This is a genomic window from Aminobacter sp. P4_D5, assembly GCF_056401815.1.
The window spans coordinates 1-1,683 of record NZ_JBFUIP010000352.1 but is presented as its reverse complement, the minus strand read 5'-3'; the positions used below and the strand labels follow the sequence as shown (position 1 = coordinate 1,683).

The window sequence follows — 1,683 nt, the reverse complement described above, 5'->3', positions numbered from 1 at the left end:
CTATGGCCGACAATGGGGCGCAATGCAGACAAATGGATTTGTCCGGTCCGTGCAGCGCCTCAACCGACTCCAGTATCACGAGTCAAAACATACTTCATAAACATTGACCGGCCGCATTGGCTCATTTATCGAATTGTGGTATTAAAATACCACAATGCTGCTCAACGCCAGACAAGAAGCCTTCTGCAGGTGCCTCGTCGAGGGGGTGCCGGCTTCGCGCGCCTACGAGCAAGCCGGCTATGACGCCCGGAACAACGCCGCGGAGGTCAATGCTTCGAGGCTGCTCAGGAACGCTAAGGTAGCTAAGCGCTTGAGAGAGTTGCAAGTGGATGCCGCGCATAAGGCTGCGGTTACGGCCGAAACGGTCGCCGCAGAACTCGACGCCGCCTACAAATTGGCCTTTGCTAACCGGCAAGCGGCTGCGTGTGTCGCGGCTTCGATGGGCAAGGCAAGGCTCTACGGCCTCATCGTCGACCGGCAGGAATTGCGAGCGGAAGTCGTACGCAAGCCTGCCGCTGATCCCAACGCCCCAACCGAAATGTCTCTCGCCGACTGGTCCCAGAAATACGGCGGGACCGTCATTGAGCACCAGCCATGAGTCCCAGTCAGCGGGTCGAGGTGATCAAACCTCAGAAGGGGCCGCAGACAGCCTTCGTTGAGTGCACTGGCGTCGACATCGTTTGCTACGGAGGCGCCAGGGGCGGTGGCAAGAGCTGGGCCATGGCGCTCGATTTCTGGCTGCATGCCGAACGTTACGGCGCCGACGCCAAGGGTCTGATGCTGCGGAAGACCCGAGAAGACCTGAAGGATTTTGTCGACCTCGCCTCTCGCATGTATGGGAATGCCGCCCGCTATATGGAAAAGGGCAACGTTTTTCGCTTCGAGAACGGTGCCAAGCTTTTTTGCGCCTACCTTGAAAACGAGCGAGACGCACAGGCCTATCAGGGCTGGAGCCTGACACGCGTTTATTTCGATGAGGCGACGCAATTGCAGAGCCTCGATCCCATCCTGGCTCTCTTGGCGACACTACGTTCGGCAAAAGGGGTCCGGGGACAGATGAAGATCACCTGTAACCCCGGCGGACCTTCACACAATGCGGTCAAGGAAATGTTCGTCGACAATGGACCGTACAACGTTGTACTTGACCACGAGACCGGCGTGACGCGCGTCTTCATCCCGGCGAAGGTTACCGACAATCCGGCTTTGCTTGCGGCTGACCCGCATTACGTCGATCGACTAAAAGCCGTCGGTTCGCCAGAGAGGGTTCGCGCTTGGCTGGAGGGCGACTGGGATGTTGTCGAAGGCAGCTATTTTCCAGAATTCTCAAGTGCCCGCCATGTCATTCCGCCGTTTCCGATCCCTAGTGGTTGGATCAAGTTCCGCAGCATGGACTGGGGCTCGGCAGCGCCGTTCGCCGTCCACTGGTGGGCGGTATGCCAGGAAGACACTCACCAGCATGACGGTCGCATAATCCCACGAGGCGCGCTCATCTGCTACCGCGAGTGGTATGGCGCATCGAAACCGAATGTCGGTCTCAAACTCACAGCGGACGAAGTCGCCAAGGGCATTGTTGAGCGCGAGACCCACGGCAGGCTGCGCGAACACATCGCCTACGGCATCGCCGATCCGGCCTGCTGGTCGGTCATCTCCGGCCCATCCATCGCCGAAACGTTGCTGCGCAAC

At 59.0% G+C, this 1,683-nt stretch carries 2 protein-coding genes; both read left to right on the top strand.

Annotated features, from left to right (window positions below; translation table 11 throughout):
• The first annotated feature begins 154 nt into the window (after positions 1–154).
• Positions 155–598: a terminase small subunit gene (locus tag AC1DWF_RS31775; protein WP_476785816.1), complete on the top strand. Its 444-nt coding sequence runs from the start codon at positions 155–157 to the stop codon at positions 596–598.
• A partial coding sequence (locus AC1DWF_RS31770) for a terminase large subunit domain-containing protein (protein ID WP_476842536.1) occupies positions 595–1,683 on the top strand: 1,089 nt, incomplete at its 3' end. The genes AC1DWF_RS31775 and AC1DWF_RS31770, both read left to right, overlap by 4 nt.